The sequence below is a fragment of the Halobacteriovorax sp. RZ-2 genome, from assembly GCF_043196685.1.
GTDB lineage: Bacteria > Bdellovibrionota > Bacteriovoracia > Bacteriovoracales > Bacteriovoracaceae > Halobacteriovorax_A.
The window spans coordinates 151,743-174,328 of record NZ_JBEBMR010000003.1 but is presented as its reverse complement, the minus strand read 5'-3'; the positions used below and the strand labels follow the sequence as shown (position 1 = coordinate 174,328).

Here is a 22,586-nt window from a genome sequence, read left to right as displayed (position 1 = left end):
GAAGTATTTTAACACCATGAAATCTCATGTTCCATCACATAAAATCAGCGACTTATTTGCACCCTTGAGTATTTATTTAACCAATTCATTAGGTCAAGCATCAATTCATTAATAAAATAAAGAAAATTACTAAAATGTCGATAAGTATAAAGCATTGAATTGACAGGGGAAGTAAAGTGAAAAGATTAACGAAGGCCAAAGAGCAAAATAACTTAAGAAAGAAAGGAACAGGTTCCTCTTTCAAAAAAGTTAAAGTCAGCGTAATGGCGTTAACACTTATTCACTCATCTATTCCGATGAGCGCATTCGCTTTTAAGAAAAATGGTGAGTCTTGGTCAGAGTTCACATCTGGTTCAGGAATGAAGACTGTTATTGGTGGACTAAATATGATTGGGGATATCTCTCAACAAATGTACAACCAAGGACGCCTATCAAACACTGAGATCCAAGCACTTCAGGCCTTCAACAAATCAAAGGCCGATGCTCAACAAAAACTTCAGTCAAGAAGAATGCACCCTGCTTTTAACTGTCCTCTTGCACCAGAGCCAATTCTGGCACCAAATGGGGCCTGTAGTATTGGTGGGAATCTTAAGATCCCTGAGCAAGCACTAGAGTTTGGACAAAATATTTTAAATGAATACACAAGCTTTCTAAAACCAAGAAATACTCCTCCATATGTTGGTTCTCAATGTATTGAGGATGGAATGAAGAGTATTCAAGATAACTTTGCTTCAATGACTTCTCAGTATGATCGCATGATTGAGCAATTCGAAGCAGAACTTAAGAAAGTAGCAGAAATTCAAAAGAAAAATAGAATTAAGATCAAAGAAGTTCACGCTCTACTTAATGGTGGTGGAAATAATGTAAGTCAGGACTTCATTAATACTGACTTTAATAAAATTATGCCAGCTTCATGTGTGGAAGCATATGATGTAAATAAAATCATTAAGAAGCAAGGTGGACTTGTTGGCCTAAAAGATAGAATGAGTAGTGATGACCGTAAGGCAAAACGTTTTAGAGGAAGCTCTCTTATCACAATGAGAAATCAAATTGAATCTGATAAGAAAAAGGTTGCTCAAAGACTTGCGACAGGTGGTTACGATGAAGCTCTAAGAGAAGACCTTTTTAAAGGAACTCAATTTGCTAACCTATTTTCATCAGCAAGAACTTTTGCAGCTCAAAATACAACAGCTAAACTTAAGAAAGTACAAACAATGCTTTCAAGCCTAGGTGTTAGTGATGCTGACCTTCCAAAGTTTGATGATCCAAGTTTCTTAATTAAAGTTGATCGTCTCGCTTCAAAATCAGAAGATTCATACAAAGAAAAATTTATTATTGACTGTATGACTGGAAAGAATGCTGCTGCCTACTCGACTCCAATTAATCAGGCAGTAAACTCATTTGATAATGTTAAGCTTGGAAACCAAGGTGACACGCTTTCATCATTTAAAAGAGCAGCATCTAATGCATTCTCTGATCCAACATCTCTCTCTTCTCTAGATAGTGTTGCGAACTCATTTAACAATAATGACATTAGAATTACTGTTTCTAACAGCAGTGGAAATAGTGTGACAAAATCAGCTAAGGAATACTATAGCGATATTAAGAATGAATGTGTTGCTATCTTCAATGGAGATCTTAAGCCAGCTGGTGATGTGGCAAAACTAGAAACATACCGTGCAGAAGCAAAAGCTCTAAAAGCAGAAGCTAAGAAACTTCAGTCTCTAACAAAGAGAACTCTTGCCTCAGAAGGCGACGGAAGTATCATGGCGGAAATTGATGAGCTTATTTACAATTGTAATGGTAATGCAGTTGAGCTTAGCAAGTGTGGGCCAGATGTATATGAAACATCAAGCAAATCATTTTGTGTAACTCAAGCTGCAGCTTGTTCTGACAATGTAAACACATGTGCTACTTTTACAGAGACACTTGTGAATGCAAAGACAGCAGAACTTAAGCAAAAAGCAGATACTTACAATGCTCAAATGCAACAATATGAAGACAAAGCAAAGGCCCTAATGGCACAAATGCAAGCTCATATGCAAAAGGTTTCGGATCATGCTTACAAGAATATGTTCCCTAACCTAACTCCAGAAATGGCAAGAGCATATGGTATTCCTGCTTCTTCTGGTCTTACATTTGGTAAACTTCAAGACCTTGATCAACCAATGGATGAAGCAGAAACAAAAGGTATCCTACTAGAGAAAGATCCTGAAGCCTTTATGCGCGACCTACTAGCAGGAATGAATGGTAATAGTGCAAGCATGAGAGCTGATCTTAACAAGTGGTTTGAGAATCAGAACACTCACCTAGCCTCACAAGTTGAAAAGATTAACCAAAGTCTTCAAGAAGAAAGAGGAAAATGGCAAGAATTCGTTTCAAATTGTGCGACAGCTATTAATGACAGAAACCAAGCAGCACAAAAGGCCGCGAAAGAAGGTGCAGAAAAGGCAGCTGAAGCATCACAACAACAAGTTGAGTTCTGCTACAAGCTAAAAGGTCTACAAGACTCAAGCCCAGGACCTGGTTGTACAGGTGACAATAATGCAAGTGACCTATACTCAGATGCAACAGAAATTGCTTCTATCCTTCAAGCACAATCAGGAGGGCAATCACCTCTTCAAATGGCAATGAATGGTGGATCTTCAAGTACTCTAATCTTTGAACAGATTTCTGAGTATAAGAAACTATGTGCAAGTGCATCGGCAGAAGGAAGTATTCCATCAGATGGTGAATCAAAAGATTCAACAAATAGTGGAAAATCTCTTGCTCAACTACAAAGCGCTTGTTCAAACAGTGGGCAAAATGATGATCAGCTAATCACTTCTCTAACGACGAAACTTACGGACAATCTTTCAGAAGAAGAAAGTAAGTATAAAGAAGACATTGAAAACTTCATTAACGATGACACTCAGATTGGAGATGATGCACTTAAGGCAATCTCTGACAAAAACCTAATCATCGCTCAGCAAATTCAGTCTCTAAAAAATAGGGCCTCTGAGATTAGTGGAGATTATGAAGGTAAAGGACTTTGTAAGATGCTCTCATCAGGACGTGACCAGTATGTTGGTAAACTATGTGATGGAAAAGCTGATACAGCAAAAGAAGAGTGTATTACTAGAGAAAGAAAAGACTTTGAAAAAGATAAGCTAGTTGCTTTAGGAGTTGCTTACGAGGCGAAAATCATTACTCAAATTAGCTCTCCAGGACTTCAAAGTGAATGGAACCGTATTGGTGAGAAATATAGTGGAACTGCTTGTGCGGCCATTAATGGATCTCAATATGGCCAAAAAGGATTTATTCCAGGGCTTATTGAAAAGATCGATCGTGACTTAGCGTCAGATGGAATGATTCAGTAACTCGATAGAATAGAATATATTGATTCAAGGGCATGGGAGGCCTAATTGAAATTTGCGGTACGTATAGTTAAAAATAAAAAAGAATTACTTCATACACTAGGGACTTTAGGGTGTATCAGTATCCTTGCAACTTCATGTGTGGTCGATCAGGCCTCTTCATCACGAGAAGGCTCTGGCGGATCAGCTTTAAGTAACACTCAAGATACAGTATCAGCAAATTACGGACGTGTCTTAACGGCCAATCCCCTCGTTCTTAGCGATTACGCAGCAGATGAGAATACAGACCTCTCAACACTCATCACTCGCTCACCTATTTATATTACAAGTAATGAGTACTTAACAAAATCTTGTTCGCTAATTGGTGACTGCTTAGAAGTAACGGAAGATGCCGGAGTTTCGGCATTTCAAAATGAATCAAGAAAGTGGGCATTTCCTGTTACAACGACAGAGTTCCTACAAATCAATGCTTTTTATCATACAGCAAAAGTCATCGATACATACCTAGGTGATGTTACAACATATGTCTTTGATCGCCTTAATCAGGTCTCTTACGACACGTCAGTGCCAACAAATACGGATTTACATAAGGCCTATTGGAATGCTTCCAATAAGGCAAAGCTCGTCGTTCATGCTGATGCAAGCCTTAGAAAGAATGCCAGCTTTGATCCAAGTAACTTCCTAATCAAATTAGGTTATATTCCTGGTTATCAAAATATCAAAATGGCCCAAGACCCTTCTGTTATTTATCACGAATTTGGTCATGCTATTGTTGATCGCCTAATGAACCACAGAAACAGGGCCTTTAATGCAGCATTTTGTTTAAATACACAAAACCCAGTCTGTCTTGAAGAGTCAGCTCTTGGTTACTTTGGCCACGATGAGGCATACTCGATTAATGAAGGGATTGCAGATTACTTCTCATACTTCACTAACAACAGAGAACATATGGGAGAATGGGGATTAGGAAAATTCGCAAATGCTTCACGCCCTATCTCAGAAGACGATTCAATGCATATTGCAGGAATCTCAACTGATGAAGACTCAAGACTCAGTTATCCAGAATACCTAGGATATGATGTTTATAGTACAGAAGCTCGTGTTGACGATATCCACGTTGATGGACAAATCATCAGTCACCTTCTAGTTGCCCTAACAAAAGAACTTAGCAATCGCTGTACAGGTAATATTGACGGCGCTAAGAAACTTGTTTTCTACGCTCTTGTCGAGTCACTTGGAGAATTAGGAGACTTATCAGCACAAGCAAAAGATGGACTGACGGGACAAATCAACCTTGATCAGGATTTCGCTAAAGAGTGGCTAAAATCAGTAAACCCAATTAACTTCAGACGCTTTTCTCAATCACTAGCAAGAAATGTCTACAATATTACAAATAGCCAGTACAACCTATGTACATACCAAAACTTTTCTAAGGATAACTTAGAGCAATTATTCGACTCATACGGATTACTACTTTTTAGAACTTATAATAATAACTTGAATTCTATTTCAACGACAAATATCACAGTTAATCCACTTAATCGTAAGAAGACAGAACTAATTAACAAAAATCTTCTTGTTAAAGACACACGCTCTTCATACTCATCATTAAGTGTCTTTGATATCCGCTCGTCAGTATATCAAACAATTCAAAACCAAATGGATGTAGGTGAAGTAACAACAGTCGATGCAAGATATAACAATGGAAACGGTAAGGTTTCACCAGGAGAGATCGTTGGTCTATTTGTTAGCGTCTATAATAACTCAAGCTCTATCATGGCCGGAACAAGAGTCCTGGCTTCGGACTGGGCGCATATGCAAGACGGTGTACCATGTTCAAATTTAAGTGATGGCTACCCTTCGATATCACAAGGTGGAAAAACTTGTGATCCATTAACTGAAACAAATTATAACGACACTGGAAGAATCATGCCTGTTTGTATGCTTACATATAATGACGGTACGAGCACGAAACTTCTTAATCAGCATGAGTTCCTAAAGAGAATGAAGTCTGATATTGGACTGCTAGAAAAAGACTGCTTAGGGCAAGGAGAAGATCGCACACAAGACGATTTAAATAACTGCTTTGTAAAGGCTATCCCAAGTACGAATGTTCAAAACATTCCTTTCATGGCACCGAAATCTAATTGGCAAGAGACAATGCAAGCAGAGCAAGGAGCTCCTCTATTTACAGACTCGAATATTATGTTCTTTGAAATTAATAAAAATATCCCACTAGGAACAGAAGTATCATGTCGTCTACGTATGACATTTGCAAACTGTGAAGATTGTTACCATGATCTAACTAGTACTAATTATGATGACTTTAAAGACTTTGAATTTGCAGGTGAAGAACCTTTTAGCATTTTAAATATTAACTTTACGGTTGAGCAATAATCTTAATCAAAAGAAGGCCTTGATGAAAAAGTTTTTACTATTTTGTAGTATCTCTTTAGCAGCACTTTTTATTATTTCTTCATATCAGAATGAAGGAAAATCTAATTCTAAAGAATACTCTTCCACAAGTGGTAAGAACGAAAAGCGCTACAAAGCACGAAAGCATCATCACGGGCACAAGCACCACTCTCGAAAGATTGCTTCTGTACCAACAGCAGATCTTCCTAAAGATGACACAAGCACAAATAATTCCATGGCCAATGTTGCCAAGGAGTTAACCAAAGAAGATATTGCCGTTATTAAAAAAGTAAAAAAGAATCTACCGATTCTAGCAAATAGTGAATTTGAAATCGTAAAAAGACTTAAGATTACTGATAAGAGTATTTATATTGTTAATCGTGACGTGAATGGAATGCCGCAATCATTCACAGCAATTATCGATAATAAAACGGGAAGAATTGAAAAAAGCTGGGGAAAGACTCGCTATGAGTCTCCCCTAAGTACAAGACATTATCCTGCTACTACTTACTAACCGGCTTGATCCACTCTGTCGTGTGACCGTTATTTCCAAGACGACGTGCCGTCTTTTCATAACCATGGCTTTCATTTAGCGAGTATTGTCTGAAATTATCAATTGAACAATAGTGAACAATTTCCTTCACATCAAACTCTTTAGCTGCTTGCTCAAAGAAGTCCATGATTCTGTGAGAAAAACCACTTCCACTATGTTGCATCTTGATTGATGTATTCTTACAAAGAAGCTTATCACCTTCCTTCTTCACGAAAGCCGCTGCGATAATTTCTTCAGATAGCTTTACTGAATAGAGTTGCCAACCATCTGACAATTCTTTCTTAATATCATCTAATGTCCACTTAAAATCTGGACTATCAGAGAATGCCTCAACGTTGTAATCGTAAACGTCTTTTACTTTCTTTTGAGATGTAACTGACTCAAAACTTAGTTCGCCTAATTGAATGGCCTTTACCATGATTCCTTCCTAGTAAATAATATTGTAAAAAACTGAGATCTTTCTACAATTATAGCGTAGAGATATAAGCAGCAAGATCTTTAAAGTCTGAATCGTTCAGACCTTTAATAAATGGTAACATATCTGGGTTCTTTCTTTCACCAGTTTTAAACTGAACAAGTGATGAGTAAATATACCAGTCGTATTGTCCCGCAATACGAGGAGCGTTCATCGACTTCTTTCCTTCTCCATTATCACCGTGACATGAAATACAACGTGAGTATAGAGTCTTACCTTTGGCCGCGCTTTGAGCGTGAGCAGTATTCATTGAAAAAATACCTAGTGTGATAAGTGCAAGGGCCGTTAACTTCATTCTAGTTCCTCTTTTATAAAATCTATTTTTTGTTAATTTTCTTTACCGTATAGCTATCTAATATTAACTGCTTATACATCACTGCGCAACTAATTTTATACGCTGAGATTGAAAGCTAAAGTTCATATACTTAGCAATACAATCATAGATCATCTCTTTTAAACTATCGGCCTGTAGCTGACGCAGCCCACCAAAAGCTAGGCCATTATCAACACAGACCTCATTTTCTTCTATGCTAAATAATTGAATTTGACCTAAGTTATAACTCTCCAGAGTCGCATTCACATTTTCAATAAGTGAGGCCATTTTCAAAAGACGCTCTTTTAGGTCCAATTTTTCCCAATTGAGAACTTCTATTTTATTATTCATAAGGGCATTTTCAAAAAACTCTTTCTGAATTTCTTGTAAGATCGTTTCAAACCACTTTTTTAAGTCTAAAACTCCTGGCCAACTATGTTGGGCAGCACTATCTCTTAAGAAACTTTCCGCTTCTCTAAAAGTCATTACAAATAAGGCGCTAGGCCCAACTTTCTTAACGATCGTCAAGGCACTATAAATAAGGGCCTTCTTTCTTAACGCATCTTCTTCATTTGCCATAAAACTTGCATCAAAGAAGCTTGCTGAAATATATTGAGAATATTGTGCAGTATCGAGATCACGAAGAAGCTCTTGTGCTTTATTTGATATTGTCATCATCCACCTTTTTATAGGAATCAAATTAACAGCTTTGAATACTTTTGACCATAAATTAAGAGATTATGCTATCATTTAGAGATGACACAAGATTCGCAGACAGTAAAAAAGAGATATCATCTAATCGACCTCACAAGAGGCATAGCAGTCATTTTAATGATTATCTTTCACTTTACATATGATCTTGATGTCTTCGGATTTGTGGATGTTGAATTCTTTAGGCCTGGTTTTTGGTACTACCTCCCACGCCTTATTGTAACTCTTTTTATGTTCTCAGTAGGTGTTTCAATATGCATGGCCCACCCTGGAAAGATTCACCCACGCCCATACCTCATTCGCCAGGCAAAAATTGGGATTGCGGCCATTATCATAAGTGTCTCAACATATTTTATGTTTCCAAAAAATTGGATCTACTTTGGAACACTACATTGTATCTTCTTTACAACATTACTAATTACTCCCCTAAGAAAGAAACCATGGCCTAGTGCGGCGTTGGCCATACTCATTCTAGCACTTGAAATGACCCCTTACGCCATCCCATTTCCAGAGATGAGTCACGCATCGTTAGACTTTATTGCAGTCTTCCCATGGGCCGCTGTTTCAATGTTGGGAATAACATTCTTTCACCTAGGCTGGCATAAAATCGATTACCCACAGTGGCGTCTAATACGCTTTACGCAGTTCCTAGGAAAGCATTCATTTCTTATCTATGTCACTCACCAACTATTTCTCTACTCAATTGTTTATATTGCGTACAAGATCATAAAAGGTGCGCCACTTTTGTAAGGTTTTTGAAAACTTTTTGAAATCCATAGCCTCTCTTTACCAACTATGCTATTTAATTTAGCAAAGGAAAAAGGCTAAAAAGCAATGGTAAGTAACAAGTTCAATTACAAGTACTTTGAGCGTTCAATTGGCTCAATGAAATTCGCAGTTTTTATTATTTCACTATTCTCACTTGCAATGATTGTAGGAACATTCGTTGAAAGTTATTACGGAACAGACTTCGTAGGAAGACTTATCTATAAAACGTGGTGGTTCATGGCCATCCAATTCTTTATGGGATTAAGTATTCTATTTGCAGCACTTATAAGGTTGCCACTAAAGAAAAGACTCTACGGTTTCTATACGATTCACGCAGGGCTTATCATTATTGGTATTGGTTCATTTGTCACATATATTGCAGGAATTGATGGAACGATCCACCTTCAGCCAATGACTCCAACAAGACAAGTTGTCCTTAACGAAGATGTTATTGAGATCACGCGTCCAGACGAAAACACAAGAGCTGTTCTACCTCTTCCTTATAGCGCATTTGATAGCAATATTGGCGTTACTTACAAAGAAATTGAAATTAAAGAATATATTCCATTTGCAGACAAGGTCATGCAGTGGTTACCGGCCAAAGATAGTGTTAATGATTCTGATAATATGCACTCATCTAGCTATATCATTTCAAATGATAACGTGGCCCAAGACTTCACATTAAGTCTCCATCCTGAAGCATTTGATTTTCAAGCTTCTCTAAGCATGGGTCTTTTAAGTATTACTTACCTACCTAAAACTCTTGCCCCATGTTTTTCAACACCAAGTGACAGTGGCCTAATCCTTTGGGACTCGAGAACGTCACAGTGTTACACTGCGGAAGAGAAGAATATCAAGGTTGAAGAGACAGCAACGAATAAACGATTCTTCGTTATCAAAGACGGAGAAAATGTTTACTCATTTCTACCAGACCTAAGTCCTTGGGCCCTTGACCAAAATCTAAAGCCTGCAATGAATGCTCCAATCAGAGTATTTTCTAAGAATCTTTTTAAAGAAAAACCAAACCTATTTCTCTTTGGAGACTCAGCTTCTTTCTTTGATAAAGATGCCGACAAGTGGGTTAGCCAGAATTTTGATAACCAAGGTCTAATGTCACTTCCTTGGATGGGATTCACACTTAAATTAGTTCGCAATGAAAAAAACCTAGTTCCAACAATGGTCCCTGAGTCAACTCTACCAATTCAACAAAACGGTGGACTTGTTAGGGGTATAACAAGAGCAGCAAAAATTCATGTAAGAGATAAAGAATATTGGCTAACAGATGATAAGCCAGTCTCAGTACTGATTGATGGTGTTAAGACAAATGTCTACTTAACGAAGAGGTCATTTCTTCTACCATTTGAATTCACACTAACACGTTTTAAAATGGATAAAGACCCTGGAACGAATCGTCCTGCAAGTTATGAGAGTTTTGTGAATCTATTCACAGATGGTGACACAACTCCATATCATGTCTATATGAACAACCCTTTAAAGTATGATGGCTTCACATTCTATCAGGCCTCATACTCACAAGATCCTGAAACAGGACAATATAGCTCAACCCTATCAGTAAACCTAGATCAAGGACGCTGGATTAAATACCTAGGCTCACTCCTACTCGTCTTAGGTTCTCTATGGCACTATTATCTAAATTATCGCCCTAAGAGAAAGACGAAGGACCTTTTAGGTCTTGAAGTAGCAGATGGTGACCAATTAGGAGACAAGAAATGATTAAGATTCTACTAAGTCTACTTATCGCAACAAGTACACTTGCTAACGTTAACTTTTGTAATGATGAGTTAGGAAAACTTCCTATTCTTCAAGATGGGCGTATTAAGCCACTTACAGTTCATTCAAAAGAAGTTATTCATCACCTGACAGGAAAGTACAAGGCCAAAGGTCACTCATCAGTAGGTACTTTTTGTCTTCTAAGCTCAAAAGCATTTGGCCTAGAAGCACCTTTTAAATTAGAAACTAAAATTGAGCACAAGAATACGAAAGCTCTTCTTGGCGGAAAAAGCTCAATGGCACTTGATGACTTAATTGATGAGAACGTCACAATTAGAATGGCCTATCAAAAAGAAAAGGTTGAATCAGGTTATAAGAAAGAGCTTAATAAGCTTCTTAATAAAATTGCTCTTTATCAAGACATCATCAATGGAAGCAATTGGCAGCTTCCAGTAAGAATGGGCAATGAAATCTCGTGGGAGCCAGTAACAAGCTTTTTAACAAAAGAAAAAGTCGATGCACTAGCACAAGTTTCATCAACACCTTTTAAGGATGTTTTTGCTAAGGCCAAGAAAGACTATATCGAAGTAAGTGGTGACAAATACCTAACAGAGTTCTTATTCGATAAATTACAGCTGACTAAAATTGCTTTTGCCCTAACTCTTATTGGCCTAGCAGCACTAGTTCTTTTTAAGAAGTTTGGAATCGCACTTGGTCTTTCAGCGCTAACGATTATCGTTCAAACAGTATATATCACTTTAAGAGTCTATATTTCAGGACGTGCACCAATTACAAATATGTATGAAACAGTTATCTTCTCAGGATACGGTGCTCTTCTACTTTCAATGATTATTGGACACTTTAAGAAAGAAAAGACATATCTCTACATGGGACTTGCATACAACCTATGTACGCTTATGATGATTACATTTGCGACTAATATGGTTTCGCCATCAATTAGTCCTCTTGTTCCAGTACTAAGAGATAACTTCTGGCTAAGTACTCACGTAACAACAATCATTATGTCTTACGGTGCCCTGGCGCTAAGTTGGATTCTAGCAAATACAATTCTTTTCAAAAGAGCATTTACAGACTTCAAAGTAGAAGATGAGACATACTACAATGACCTAATCTACACGACTCTAAAATACGGAATCATCATGCTTGCGGCAGGGATTATCCTTGGTGGTGTTTGGGCCGATTACTCTTGGGGAAGATTTTGGGGTTGGGACCCGAAAGAGACATGGTCACTAATTGTTCTATGTATCTATATGGCGATCCTTCACGGAAAGTACACAAATTGGATCACAAATAAAAGCTTCTCTGTTCTTGTAGCAGGGGCCTTTATGAGTGTTATGATGGCATGGTTTGGAGTTAACTACATCCTTGCAACTGGACTTCACTCATACGGATTCTCTCAAGGTGGAGCATACTTCCTAGGAACATTCTTTGCGATTCAAACGATCTTCCTAATCTTAACAGTTATAAAATCAAATCATAAAGCTGCATAAAAAAAAGGGCCTCTTAGAGGCCCTTTTTTATTACATAAATGGATTGATATATTGCGATCGTATTTCTCGAAGCATATAATCGTCATCATTCATTTCAAAGAATCCAATTAGAGCTCCCTCAGTAATTTGTTGTTGCTTGTAGTAAGACTTAATAAAGCCATCAACATTGTCCTTAATAATTGCAGGAAGTGGAACAAAGCTTAGACCTAGACTTGCTAATGTCAGAACACTTCTAAGTCTTTTCACGCGATTTGGACGATCATAAGAGTAAGCGATTGCAGGAGACTTATCAAAAGTGTGATTTCCATCAAATAGGTTAACAATCACTCTTTCACCATCAAGAGTTACCTCTTGAAAACCATAGTTGATTCTCTCACCAACCGATGAATACTTTGACTTATATGATCTAAAACGATTTGTTGCCGTTCTAAATTTTGAGTAGAAGTTAGCAGTACCGTATCTCGGCCAGTTTAGCTTAGCACTATTTGATTCCCAGAATGCAATCCAATCAATTCTTGACTCATAGATTGAAGAATAAACAAGATCCACTTCTTCTTTTGTCAGACCAAGTTCGACAGGACTTGCAAACTCAAGATAGTGCAGTAATAGGTTTTGGTGATAAAAACGTCTCGTTCTAAAAAGCTTCTCTGTTTCTGTAATAACATAGAAAGCTGTATTTAAAGCAGGAACTGTTGATAGACGCTTACGAGCTTGATTTAAGGCCCAGTTAACGACCTTATAAGTAACATTCTTACGATAGAAAAATGTTGCATTATCTGGCTTTGCAATAATCGTTGGGTCAATATAATAGAAAGTATCCTTAATCTTTGAACCAAACTCTTCAATTAAGTTATTAAACTCTTTATCAGCAAAAATAGCGTCAAAATCAACACCTTCAAATGCACGCATCGAAGTCACAACTCTTTTAACATTCTTTTGTGTCTGAAAATCATTACCTAGAAAGTTATGACCTGTTTCAAAAAGTCCTTCTACTTCAGCTTCATAATTTCCAGTAAGTCCACTTTGTGACATCAAGGCCTGTTCATTTAAGATTGAGTTTTTAATATACTCAACATAGTCCTTGAACTTGAATTTTGTACGGATTGTACGATCTCTTACAGCAATAAGTTTTCCAGAATCATCTCTTTCAAAAGAGAATCTGTTATTAAATTTCTCATTTATTCTATCTGGGTTTGCAGCAAGAACATTGCTCGACACTAATAGCATCAATGCTAGCATTAGATTTCTCATTATCTTCCTCCATGAAAATATCCTTTTATTTTAATGGCAGTTGGAAAATAAATCACAAGATGTAAGAAAAGAAGAGAATGTTTAGCAACTTAGTTGAACAAACTACTCAGACTACTGTCCTGATTTCTTAGTGATAGCAGCATCAAGATCATTTAAAAGGTCCATATTCTCAGGCGCTGTATTTTTAAGCTTTTCTTCTTTAAGGGCCTGTGCTTGTGCTTCGGCCTCAGCAGCGGCTTCCTCTTCAGATAAAGCAGCAACTCTTTGCTCTTCTAAGAATCTTTCATTGGCCTCTTTCATTACCGCGGCTTCTTTATCTCGAATCTCTTTCTTATGTTGAGTATAAATGTCATTCACAAATTGGCGAAGACGCATTTTCTCTTTTTCACCAATGGCATGAATAAGCCCCTGGTACTTATAAGTATTGCCTTCTTTTTTATAGATATTGCCTTCTTGAGGAATAATCTTTACTGCAAAATTAAAAGGATGAGTTAAGTAGTAATTCCCTAAAACAAGTTCTTCATCTAAAGAGAAGAAACAAGTCGATTCAGAAATTTCAACTAATTTGGCCCCCCTAATAATTAAAGCATGACTTAGTGGCGACTTCTTAGAGACAAAGTACTTTGGAGGGTTAAAATAGCTCTTATTAAGCTTTGCATACTTCATCGGATCTTTCTTTCTTAGAGCAGCAATTTTTGTATTTAATTCTTGTTCTTCTTTTGTAAGACGTTTCTCTTGTAATTGGTGCACCATTTGAGAAAGTACATTCATCCCTATCATTGTCGGATTCACAAGAGCGAATTGGTAATTAAACCTCTCCTGAAACTCTTTAGAAGTATATCTGTCACAATTAATAACGATAAAATAGGGACTATTATCCCCTAGCTTTTTGATATTTCTTATAGCATTCTTTAATACTTCATCCTGTTTCTGATGAAACTCTTCAATACTTTTTGCGATATTGGCCATCTGATCAACATCTTGATTCTCTTTTGCCTCATCAAGCTCGCCTTCCTCACTAATAAATTCAGGATAGCAGTAAACAACAATGTCTGGATTTAAGCGTGAAATATATGTGTAATCTTCCTCAAAGCTTTCATTAATTCTAAAAACAAAGTCATATGAATCAATGAGTTTTTCATTTGTTTTAAAATAATGCATTTGAGGATCAACCATAAATAGCTTAGTGAGCTTTTGTGATCCATAAGAAGAGTTATCATTAACCCAGCTCTTTAAGGTCTTTCCAATCTTAAGCTTTCTATTTAACTCATTCTCGTTTAAGTCTTCTACATTTAGGCTAAAGCTTCCATCCTCGCGCTTTGCTGGATCAACAAAGAGATACTCTAACTCTGACCAACCATTAGCGCCATAGTAGATATTATCAAGGCCATGCTTACGAGCGATAAAGTAATTTGTGTCCATTTGCTTCTTATCAAGCGCATGCTCGACTTCAACAAGCCTACCTTCTTCAAGCTTATTATTACACTCGATATGCATTGTGCTCAAACCGTAGAAGCCTACACGTGCAATTTCTTTAAGCTTAATAGCGGCCTCTAATTTTGCAAGAGCAAACTCTGCGGAAACAGCATCTGCAGGAAAGCGCTGTTTATAGGGATGATAAACGACATCGTGAATCTCAATACCTTTAACAAAAACAAAGTCGAAATGAATTGAGATAAGTTTCTTTACATCATCTAGGTTATTTACAATTGCAACTATTGGAGTATTTCTAAAGAAGTGTATTCTTTTTAAAATCATTCCTAAGTTATGGCCATGAGCCTCATCTTCTTTAATGTCGATATAGATAATCGAAGGGGCCAATTCAAAGAGGTCAAAAATACATTCATTGATATTATTTGCATGATAAGAAATCTGATGAAAACTTTTTTCTTCAGCTGGATATGTTTTGATATACACTTTTTGTAGGTCATCCCAATAACCAAGGTCCTTACCGAGATAAGCAATCTTCTTTGACACAATTTGTCTCCATTCAATTAATCTTATCTACATAATATCATGATTTAAAAAAGGAATACACAACATATTGGTTTTACAAGGCTTTTAAGTTTGACACAAAAACTAAACATCAAAGTCATCATAATATTGACCATGATATTCGTCATTTTCTTTGGTAAAGAATCTTCTGACAAAATATTGACCAACTCTGATAGTAGAAATGAATCCAAAGTTTTCAAGTTTAAGAATTGATTGGTGAATTTCTTCGAGTGAAATTTGAAGCTTTTCAACAATTTCAGACATCGACATTAATTGAGAGATACCATGTTCACGATATGGATTGGCCTTCGACCAAACACGACGATAAAGGTACATTAGAATAACAATCTCAACTCTTGTTAAGCGATAATTAACAAGAATCTCATCAAAGAATATATCAGGGATATCTGAGAACGTAGGAGCAGGAAAAGAGTTCGCATCGATCTTACTTGAATCAACTTCTCTCTTTTTATGAGTTGCAATTATTGAATGTATGTCAACCATAATTCCTCCAAGAAGGATTTTCCTTCTTACATTATGGCATGGAATTTGGGTAGAAATCTAGTGCGTTATTTATTTAGGAGTTTTTTGCCTAGCTCACTTTCTGCCAAGGCCTTTATCGCCTTATTTCTAGAGTCTTTTGAACGGTGCTTACCTAATTCATTTTTTATCTTTGTGAACAAGTCATAGTTTTTAAGTCGACTATCATCCTCTAAGCGGACAATGGCATTGATTAATTCAATTCGTAAATCGATACAATCATTTTTTAGAAGAGCATTTCTAGTATTTATAAAATTTAGAATTTTCTTATATTGATTTTTCTTAATTGCAAAAAATGAATAGAGTTCTTCACTGAAACCAGCATTATTATAGAGAACAACTTCTTCAATCGAATTCATATCACCAATAAGATAATACTCATCGAGAAGTATAATTTCGCTTAAGGCCTGAGGTAACTTAATATGATGGCGTTTAATAAGCGAGACAAGGGTTTCTACAAATAACTGACAGTCCTTACATTTTGAAGATTCATACTTTAGGTAATGAAGAGAGATTTTTCGTAAATCAAACTTTGCATAGTTTTCGTCTTCTACTATTGCAAAGCCCGTATTAATACTAAAACGAATCGTTCTAAGAAGTCTTACAGGATCGTTAAAGAAGTCCGCATTAATATAATTAATTTTCTTATTTTCTATATCTTTTAGGCCGCCAAAAGGATCAATAATATCAACTTTAATCTTATCATCGACAACACTAAACTGCGCACCAATAGCATTAATTCTTATATCTCTTCGCTTGAATGATTGCTCGTAAGATAGGCTACTTGAAAATTTGGGTGTAAAATTCTTATGACCAATATCATCATTAAACTCTTCAAGACGTGCTGAAGAAAACTCAATCTCGGCCTCTCCAAGATTAATACGAAACACTCCCATCCCAATATACTTGGCCTCGGGGAAATTCTCTGCAAGATAATCAATCCACGCCTCGCCTTCAATTTCTTGAAGATGTCTGATCTCAAAGTCAAAGTCTGTTGATTTTTTTCCTAGATACCAATCTCTAACATTGCCTCCAACAAGACAAAGCCTAAAACCTTCTTCCCAACTCTTTCTAATGAATAGCTGTATTGAGTTTGGAATATTTGAAAGGTCATATTTCTTCATCATGGGAGTTAAAGAAATGGATTGGCCTCTTTAGTAAGCATTTCAATTGTCTTTCTAATACGCACTAGCTCTGTCGACTCCTTATGGTAGACAATGTAGAAACGGTCATTAGAAACCTCAAATGCTTTTCCTAGAGTTTCGATCTCATCACTATAGTACCAGCGCTTTAGAACGTGATTTGGAACAACTGCGATTCCAAGTCCACTCTTTACGGCCTGTAACATATTTCCGTGAGAGTTTATTGAATAGCGAACATTTACTTTCTTAGGTTTCTTACCATACTTTGCCACACACCAGTTGTAGTAAAGACGATCACCTTGCTCAAAAAGCACAGTAGGCATCTTAGTTAGCTCATCTAAAGAAGTTTGTTCTGTAATATTAAAAGGGTTGCCCTTAGGATAAACAAGAGTTACCGCCTCTTCACTTAGAAGAAGCTTTTCACCGGCCTTAGGTAGCGCTCCTTCAGGAAGCACTAGAAAGTCGATTTTATTCTCTTCAAAGCTTTTAATTAAATCTTCTTGAAAGCCTAGAGAGATATGAATTGATAAGTCTTTTTCATTCTCAGCAAAAGTTAAAAGCTCGTTAGCAAGCCAAGACTTTCCAACACCAGTAAGAGTACCGATGCGTATCTTTCCCTTCATTTCATCTTTATTATCTTTAATTTGGACAAGAGTTTCATCCATATCGTTAAGAAAGTTCGTTGCAAGCTCATAGAGCTTTTCACCTTCTTGAGTTAGAACAACCTTCTTACCAGTTCTCTTAAAGGCCTTAACACCTATTTTAGTCTCTAAATTCTTAACTGATTGAGAGATAGCAGATTGAGTTACATTTAGGTCCTCAGCTGCACGAGAGAAGCTTTCTGCACGGGCCACGGCCACGAGTGTTTGTAATTGGCTTGTTTCTAACATAATTTTAACCTTATCTTAAGTATAAGTTATACCTTATACCAAAAGTGAACATTTGTAAATAACAACTCTGTCAAATAATTGTAAATTAGAAGAAAAACGTTACTCCAAAGGAATGGTTTGTAATAACAGGAGTAAGCAGATTCATGAAAGATATTTGAAAGTCCTTATCTTTGTAAAGGCTAAAATTTACTTCAGCGCCAATAATTGGAACAAAGTAGAAGTCACCAATATTGGCAAAGTACGCCCCTTCACTGAAGTCAAAACCATTCTCATCAAAATGATAGAAGCCTGCTGTACCATTAATCTCAACATACTTATTACGATAAAAATTATAACTTTGGGTGACACCCCAAATAGGCTCACAGTACGAATTCTCCCCTACAAGTAGTCCAGTGGACCAGTCATAAGCATAGTTGAATCGTACTGAGTGCAATTCATTATAAATAACTCCGCTTCCCTCTGATAACTCATTACAAAGTGGCCTTGCATTAGGGCCAGTTGGCTTTTGTATATGCGGCGTAATCCCTCCATAGATATATGTAAGGTTCATTGCCTGAGCGTTTGTGGCCATCAAGAATAGTGCGATTATAAGTTTCTTCACATGAATATATAATGCAATGATAGTGCCAATCTTTTTAAGGGGATTCAAAGACTTAGGCCGTCTAAAAAGTGAACAATTTTTTAAAATCAGTTTAAACTCTAGTCACTTTTAAAACGGCCGATTAAGAATGCTCTTACTTTTTAGAAATTTCAATCGTCGCAGTTGTAAGCGTTCTCTTAAGTTTCCTCGTATCTTCTAGAGTCAGACGAAGAGTTTCTCCACGTTCAACCATTTCAAGTTGTGCTGGATTTAGAGCATAAGTTCCAAAGACAGAATCTTTCGTGAAACGCTCCTTACCAAGCTCTAGACGAATAACACGATTTCCATATCCCTTATCTATTTCGATATTATTAAGCTCACGTCCTTCTAAAGTGATCTCATCACCTGTTACAAGCTCTTCACTCACTTCACCACGCTCAGTAATAAAGTCAGGTAACATATAGACAATACTCTCATTCCCAATATGTTCAGCACTATAAGCATCAACGGCCACTCGAACGTAGAAATCATCAGGAATTGATCCATCGACACCAGTGATATCGATAACACGTATACTTAGTGATTCATTATCTCTTACGCCAAAATTACTAACTCCTAGAGAAACCTTAGCATTTGCATAACTTCCTTCAATAACGAGAGATCTCTTTGCATTGTCATCGAATTGATTGACGGCCTTGATATTCCTAACTTCACCACTAAGTGCAAATGTGTTTAATGAAGTAAGAAGTATAAGAGCTGATGCAAATTTCATATAAATATCCTCGTTAGTTTTTTTATTCACAATAACAAATAATGACTGCTCAATTTAAAATTTTGAAAATTAGTTAGAGCTGTCATAAAAATACACACCAAAGAATTTTCTACATCCGATAAAGAAATAGAACTAATCCATTGTATATTTAACAAATGATCAAACTTCAAAAACTATTCATCACTACACTGACACTTCTATCCACAACAATATATGCGAATGACTGCCAAGATATTCGACTCGATCAGGGCGAGAATGCGCCATTTAAGAATTTGCCTATTCATGATCAAATGTATGGAAAGAAAAAAGATTCTCAAATGTGCTATGCCTTTGCAGGCTCACAATTTATCGATGCTGTGATTCAAAATGATTTAAAAGCAAAGGGACACATTACATCTGCAATAACAACAGCACTACAAACAAAGCTATCTCCGACGCGAGCAAATGGTAGCGAAGTCAACTTACTCTCCAATATATCGAGGGGTGCTGGCCGCTCTGGACTAGGAGTAGGTCAAATCAATATACTCTTTAAGCAGTTAAAGCAGGGCTTTAGTTGTGATCAAAACTTTCTGACTTCAATTGGAATTAAGGACCCAAATACTTTCTGGGAGCCATTCGTTTACGAGTTCTATTCGAATAAGTCACTAGAAGAAAAAGTAAAAACGCTAAAAGAAGAACTAAGACTTCGTGGTGTAAAAGAAGATTTTTTCAATCTTGTCGACGATGAAGTTTTGACCATTGCAGTTTCAAAAAAGGGCTTCTATTTAAGAGAACAGGCCATTTTTGAGAAGGTTTGCGAGAATAATAAAATTGAACTCAACCTTCCAGAAGTTGAATACCATGACTACTCTCCTAGTGATATTGGATATAATGAAACAGATGAAGAGTTCAAACAACGTTTTCAAGTTGATGCAGTAAACCCACATATTATCCAAAATATAAGCGCAAGTCTTGAATCAGGAAATAACCTACCGGTTATCGTCGATATCTGCGCCGAAGTCTTAACAGAAAAAGAAAAGAGCTTTAAGCGCTCACTACCTGCCATGAACGGTAGCTGTAGTAACCACTCTGTCCTTGTGATTGGCCAAAGAAAGGCCAAGGACAACTCATGCCAATACCTAGTTAGAAATAGCTGGGGTGATTATCGTAAATATGATCAGGCCTGGGAGGTTGATGAAAAAGGGCAAATCTGGATTGATGCAAAAACTCTTTCGAGTAGTGTTCTAAAAGTTATTCACGCACGTTAATATTTAAATAATTTAATATGCCTTTGGGCCATGCTCTTTGCAGAAGCTTTCCCATTGCTCCAGAACAAAGAACGGCCGGTATAAACCGGCCGTCTTTATTGTAAATCTGAATTTCAAGCTCTGGGAGCAGATTAAAAATTTAATATGCCTTTGGGCATATTAATTTTTAATCTTCATTAGCAAGTTTTTCTTTACGTTCTTTCATAACTGTCTCTTGGATATTAGAAGGACAGTCAACGTATCTTGCAAATTCCATCGTGTATGATGCTTTACCTTGAGACATAGATCTTAGGTCATTTGAGTAACCAAACATTTCTGAAAGTGGTACTTCAGCATTGATGATAACTTCTCCACCTGGATCAGTTTCTGAACCTTGGATCATCCCTCTTCTTGAAGAAAGGTCACCAATTACAGAACCTTGGAATTCATCTGGAGTTGTAACTTCAACTTTCATAACTGGTTCCATAAGAACTGGTTGTGCTTTGTTGATAGCTTGTCTCATCGCTTGTCTTGCAGCAATACGGAATGCCATATCTGAAGAGTCAACGTCGTGTGACTTACCGTCTCTTAAGAATACTTCACAGTTAATAACTGGGAATGCAGCAAGAGGACCTTTATCCATAACGTCTTGGAAACCTTTTTCACAGGCACCGATGAATTCGTTAGGAATCGAACCACCTTTAATTTCGTTATTGAATTTAAATACTTGATCTTCTTTATCCTTGTCTTCTTCAGCAAGTGGCTTAAGTAGACCAACAACCTGACCAAATTGACCAGAACCACCAGTTTGCTTCTTGTGAGTGTAGTCAAAAGTAGCTTCAGTTCTGATTGTTTCACGGTAGTTAACCTGTGGAGCACCAACTTGTACTTCTGCACCGAATTCACGCTTTAATCTTTCTACGTAAATTTCAAGGTGTAGCTCACCCATACCAGCGATACGTGTTTCACCTGATTCTTCATCAGTGTAAACGTGGAATGTCGGGTCTTCTTTAATGAATTTAGCAAGACCTTTAGACATCTTCGCTTGCTCGTTCTTATCCTTACAAGAAATCGAAAGTTCGATAACTGGGATTGGAACGTGGATACCTTCAAGAGAAAGGTTTAAGTTATCGTCGTTACCTACGAATGTATCCCCTGATGCACAGTCGATACCTACGATAGCAATGATATCACCAGCGTGAGCTGTATCGATATTCTCTCTATCGTTAGAGTTCATACGAACCATACGTCCGATACGTACTTTCTTACCAGTTCTTGTATTATAAACAGTATCACCTTTATTTAGTGTACCTCTATAGATTCTTGTATAAGTCAGCTGACCAAATTGCTCATCAGTGATCTTGAATGCCATCGCAAGTAGATCTTCTGCTGGATCTGGATTGATTGTAACAGTTTCATCTGTATCTGAATCAACAGCAGTTGGTAGAGCACAAGTAAGTGGTGAAGGAAGGTATCTTGCAACAGCTTCAAGAAGTGCTTGAACACCTTTGTTCTTGAATGCAGACCCCATGTAAACTGGAGTAAGTTGAAGAGATTGAACACCTTTCTTGATACACATGTGAAGTTGTTCTTCAGTTGGCTCATTACCTTCTAGGTAAGCTTCCATAACTTCATCATCGTACTCAGCTACAGCGTCAACCATTTCAGCTCTTAGTTCTTCCATTTGTTCTACTAGATCAGCAGGACATTCTTCGATTCTTACGTTTTCACCGTTATCACCATCAAAGTACATTGCTTGCTTAGTAACTAAGTCAACAACACCTGTGAACTGATCTTCTGCACCAATAGGGATTTGCATAAGAACAGCATTGTGGTTTAGTTTTTCTTTAAGTGCGTCACGTCCATTAAATGGGTTTGCTCCCATACGGTCCATCTTGTTTAAGAAAGCCATTCTTGGAACGTTATATCTTTTCATCTGTCTGTCTACAGTGATTGACTGAGACTGAACACCAGATACTGAACAAAGAACTAGGATTGCACCATCTAGTACACGTAGTGATCTTTCAACCTCAACAGTGAAGTCAACGTGACCCGGAGTATCGATTAGGTTTACACGAGTATCTTTTTCAATACCGTCAGCAAAAGTTGTCCCTTTACCTGTAATACCTTTCCAGTGTGCTGTCGTTGCAGCAGATGTAATTGTAATCCCTTTTTCCTTCTCTAGCTCCATGTGGTCCATAGTTGCACCAGCACCACCACCACGAACATCTTCGATCTTGTGGATCATGTCACAATAAAAAAGGATACGCTCTGAAAGAGTAGTCTTACCAGAGTCGATGTGCGCCGAAATACCGATGTTTCTCGTTTTCGCCATCAGCTTGTTGTTAATCATTCTT

18 protein-coding genes are annotated in these 22,586 nt (G+C 37.1%); 7 read left to right on the top strand and 11 right to left on the bottom strand.

Annotated elements, in window-relative coordinates:
- Positions 1 to 176: 176 nt before the first annotated feature.
- Genes ABMA78_RS12495 through ABMA78_RS12485 form a run of 3 tightly spaced genes read left to right on the top strand, consistent with a single transcriptional unit; the run spans position 177 to position 6,285 of the window.
- The gene (locus ABMA78_RS12495; RefSeq protein ID WP_392860479.1) at positions 177 to 3,359 is read left to right on the top strand and encodes a hypothetical protein; all 3,183 of its coding nucleotides are present in this window, start codon (positions 177 to 179) and stop codon (positions 3,357 to 3,359) included.
- 45 nt (positions 3,360 to 3,404) lie between these two features.
- Positions 3,405 to 5,753: a hypothetical protein gene (locus tag ABMA78_RS12490; protein ID WP_392860478.1), complete on the top strand. Its 2,349-nt coding sequence runs from the start codon at positions 3,405 to 3,407 to the stop codon at positions 5,751 to 5,753.
- Between the two features lie 22 nt (positions 5,754 to 5,775).
- Positions 5,776 to 6,285, top strand: a complete 510-nt coding sequence (locus ABMA78_RS12485; RefSeq protein ID WP_392860476.1) for a hypothetical protein — start codon at positions 5,776 to 5,778, stop codon at positions 6,283 to 6,285.
- Here ABMA78_RS12485 and ABMA78_RS12480 read toward each other — a convergent pair.
- From ABMA78_RS12480 to ABMA78_RS12470, 3 genes are all read right to left on the bottom strand, one after another.
- Positions 6,275 to 6,742, bottom strand: a complete 468-nt coding sequence (locus ABMA78_RS12480) for a hypothetical protein (RefSeq protein WP_392860474.1) — start codon at positions 6,740 to 6,742, stop codon at positions 6,275 to 6,277. The genes ABMA78_RS12485 and ABMA78_RS12480 overlap by 11 nt on opposite strands.
- A gap of 49 nt (positions 6,743 to 6,791) precedes the next feature.
- Positions 6,792 to 7,094, bottom strand: coding sequence for a cytochrome c (locus tag ABMA78_RS12475; RefSeq protein WP_021267353.1), 303 nt, complete (start codon positions 7,092 to 7,094; stop codon positions 6,792 to 6,794).
- A 78-nt stretch (positions 7,095 to 7,172) separates the two neighbouring features.
- Entirely contained in the window at positions 7,173 to 7,790 is a 618-nt protein-coding gene (locus tag ABMA78_RS12470; protein WP_392860472.1) for a hypothetical protein, read from the bottom strand.
- Positions 7,791 to 7,868: 78 nt separating this feature from the next.
- Here ABMA78_RS12470 and ABMA78_RS12465 point away from each other — a divergent pair, with 78 nt between their 5' ends.
- The 3 genes from ABMA78_RS12465 (at position 7,869) to ABMA78_RS12455 (ending at position 11,833) form a co-directional block, all read left to right on the top strand.
- Entirely contained in the window at positions 7,869 to 8,573 is a 705-nt protein-coding gene (locus ABMA78_RS12465) for a heparan-alpha-glucosaminide N-acetyltransferase (protein ID WP_392860471.1), read from the top strand.
- A gap of 84 nt (positions 8,574 to 8,657) precedes the next feature.
- Complete coding sequence (locus tag ABMA78_RS12460) at positions 8,658 to 10,325, top strand: cytochrome c biogenesis protein ResB (RefSeq protein WP_392860470.1); 1,668 nt, start codon at positions 8,658 to 8,660, stop codon at positions 10,323 to 10,325.
- On the top strand, positions 10,322 to 11,833 hold the full coding sequence (locus tag ABMA78_RS12455; protein WP_392860468.1) for a cytochrome c biogenesis protein: 1,512 nt from the start codon (positions 10,322 to 10,324) through the stop codon (positions 11,831 to 11,833). The genes ABMA78_RS12460 and ABMA78_RS12455 overlap by 4 nt, the downstream gene beginning before the upstream one ends.
- A gap of 30 nt (positions 11,834 to 11,863) precedes the next feature.
- Here ABMA78_RS12455 and ABMA78_RS12450 read toward each other — a convergent pair whose 3' ends face one another.
- The 7 genes from ABMA78_RS12450 to ABMA78_RS12420 all read right to left on the bottom strand — a co-directional run bounded on the left by ABMA78_RS12450 (position 11,864) and on the right by ABMA78_RS12420 (position 19,003).
- Entirely contained in the window at positions 11,864 to 13,084 is a 1,221-nt protein-coding gene (locus ABMA78_RS12450) for a hypothetical protein (protein ID WP_392860467.1), read from the bottom strand.
- 111 nt (positions 13,085 to 13,195) lie between these two features.
- Entirely contained in the window at positions 13,196 to 15,061 is a 1,866-nt protein-coding gene (locus ABMA78_RS12445) for a hypothetical protein (protein WP_392860465.1), read from the bottom strand.
- Positions 15,062 to 15,163: 102 nt separating this feature from the next.
- Complete coding sequence (locus tag ABMA78_RS12440; protein ID WP_392860463.1) at positions 15,164 to 15,583, bottom strand: hypothetical protein; 420 nt, start codon at positions 15,581 to 15,583, stop codon at positions 15,164 to 15,166.
- A 65-nt stretch (positions 15,584 to 15,648) separates the two neighbouring features.
- Positions 15,649 to 16,743, bottom strand: coding sequence for a hypothetical protein (locus ABMA78_RS12435; RefSeq protein WP_392860461.1), 1,095 nt, complete (start codon positions 16,741 to 16,743; stop codon positions 15,649 to 15,651).
- A gap of 8 nt (positions 16,744 to 16,751) precedes the next feature.
- Positions 16,752 to 17,651: a LysR family transcriptional regulator gene (locus ABMA78_RS12430; protein ID WP_392860459.1), complete on the bottom strand. Its 900-nt coding sequence runs from the start codon at positions 17,649 to 17,651 to the stop codon at positions 16,752 to 16,754.
- A gap of 85 nt (positions 17,652 to 17,736) precedes the next feature.
- A complete protein-coding gene (locus tag ABMA78_RS12425) occupies positions 17,737 to 18,252 on the bottom strand; it encodes a hypothetical protein (RefSeq protein ID WP_392860457.1) in 516 nt (171 codons plus the stop codon).
- 133 nt (positions 18,253 to 18,385) lie between these two features.
- Complete coding sequence (locus ABMA78_RS12420) at positions 18,386 to 19,003, bottom strand: hypothetical protein (protein WP_392860455.1); 618 nt, start codon at positions 19,001 to 19,003, stop codon at positions 18,386 to 18,388.
- Between the two features lie 155 nt (positions 19,004 to 19,158).
- On the opposite strand from ABMA78_RS12420, the gene ABMA78_RS12415 reads away from it, so the two are divergent.
- Positions 19,159 to 20,250: a hypothetical protein gene (locus tag ABMA78_RS12415; protein WP_392860454.1), complete on the top strand. Its 1,092-nt coding sequence runs from the start codon at positions 19,159 to 19,161 to the stop codon at positions 20,248 to 20,250.
- 166 nt (positions 20,251 to 20,416) lie between these two features.
- On the opposite strand, the gene fusA is transcribed toward ABMA78_RS12415, so the two are convergent.
- Positions 20,417 to 22,582, bottom strand: a complete 2,166-nt coding sequence (fusA, locus tag ABMA78_RS12410; RefSeq protein WP_392860452.1) for an elongation factor G — start codon at positions 22,580 to 22,582, stop codon at positions 20,417 to 20,419.
- Between the last annotated feature and the right edge of the window lie 4 nt (positions 22,583 to 22,586).

Excerpts from the sequence above, each read along its gene's own strand:
- ABMA78_RS12420 (WP_392860455.1), bottom strand. The coding sequence starts at position 19,003 with ATGAAATTTGCATCAGCTCTTATACTTCTTACTTCATTAAACACATTT.
- ABMA78_RS12435 (WP_392860461.1), bottom strand. The coding sequence starts at position 16,743 with ATGAAGAAATATGACCTTTCAAATATTCCAAACTCAATACAGCTATTC.
- ABMA78_RS12475 (WP_021267353.1), bottom strand. The coding sequence starts at position 7,094 with ATGAAGTTAACGGCCCTTGCACTTATCACACTAGGTATTTTTTCAATG.
- ABMA78_RS12485 (WP_392860476.1), top strand. The coding sequence starts at position 5,776 with ATGAAAAAGTTTTTACTATTTTGTAGTATCTCTTTAGCAGCACTTTTT.
- ABMA78_RS12470 (WP_392860472.1), bottom strand. The coding sequence starts at position 7,790 with ATGATGACAATATCAAATAAAGCACAAGAGCTTCTTCGTGATCTCGAT.
- fusA (WP_392860452.1), bottom strand. The coding sequence starts at position 22,582 with ATGATTAACAACAAGCTGATGGCGAAAACGAGAAACATCGGTATTTCG.
- ABMA78_RS12450 (WP_392860467.1), bottom strand. The coding sequence starts at position 13,084 with ATGAGAAATCTAATGCTAGCATTGATGCTATTAGTGTCGAGCAATGTT.
- ABMA78_RS12455 (WP_392860468.1), top strand. The coding sequence starts at position 10,322 with ATGATTAAGATTCTACTAAGTCTACTTATCGCAACAAGTACACTTGCT.
- ABMA78_RS12430 (WP_392860459.1), bottom strand. The coding sequence starts at position 17,651 with ATGTTAGAAACAAGCCAATTACAAACACTCGTGGCCGTGGCCCGTGCA.
- ABMA78_RS12460 (WP_392860470.1), top strand. The coding sequence starts at position 8,658 with ATGGTAAGTAACAAGTTCAATTACAAGTACTTTGAGCGTTCAATTGGC.
- ABMA78_RS12465 (WP_392860471.1), top strand. The coding sequence starts at position 7,869 with ATGACACAAGATTCGCAGACAGTAAAAAAGAGATATCATCTAATCGAC.
- ABMA78_RS12415 (WP_392860454.1), top strand. The coding sequence starts at position 19,159 with ATGATCAAACTTCAAAAACTATTCATCACTACACTGACACTTCTATCC.
- ABMA78_RS12440 (WP_392860463.1), bottom strand. The coding sequence starts at position 15,583 with ATGGTTGACATACATTCAATAATTGCAACTCATAAAAAGAGAGAAGTT.
- ABMA78_RS12480 (WP_392860474.1), bottom strand. The coding sequence starts at position 6,742 with ATGGTAAAGGCCATTCAATTAGGCGAACTAAGTTTTGAGTCAGTTACA.